This window comes from Rhodococcus sp. P4_F3_2, assembly GCF_056401335.1.
The window spans coordinates 1-451 of sequence record NZ_JBFUJN010000199.1 but is presented as its reverse complement, the minus strand read 5'-3'; the positions used below and the strand labels follow the sequence as shown (position 1 = coordinate 451).

The window sequence follows — 451 nt, the reverse complement described above, 5'->3', positions numbered from 1 at the left end:
CCAGTATTAACAGATTTATTGAGGAAAATCTTTTCAATTTCTTCTTGTGAATAAGACTTAATTAAATTTCCATTTCCATCATATTCTTCAACGGACGGCTGTGTACTTACCTCAACTCCAGTAGTGTGTGATACATTTTCTTCAGCATATGTACCACTAGCAGAAAAAAGACTAACACCCAAAACAGCGGCAAATGGTAATATAAAACGTTTAGCTTTCATGATATTCCTCCTATTTTTCTATAAGTTTTGAACAATCCTATAATAACACAATTTATTACAATAATATACATATTTAGAAATATTCGACAACGGATATTTTGGAGATAGAGCAGTATGTCATCATTTAAAAAACAAAAAAGTGTATTTTAACAAGACTTCATTAAAATACACTTTTTATATGGGTAATTATTTAGTTATCAGTTATCTTTAGCTTTGTAGTAGTTTTTCAT

The 451-nt window shown here is 28.6% G+C and carries 1 protein-coding gene; it reads right to left on the bottom strand.

The annotated features are described in order from the left end of the window. The coding region (locus tag AC1DWA_RS33395) for a hypothetical protein (RefSeq protein ID WP_477917776.1) at nt 1-221 on the bottom strand (221 nt) is incomplete at its 3' end. Between the last annotated feature and the right edge of the window lie 230 nt (nt 222-451).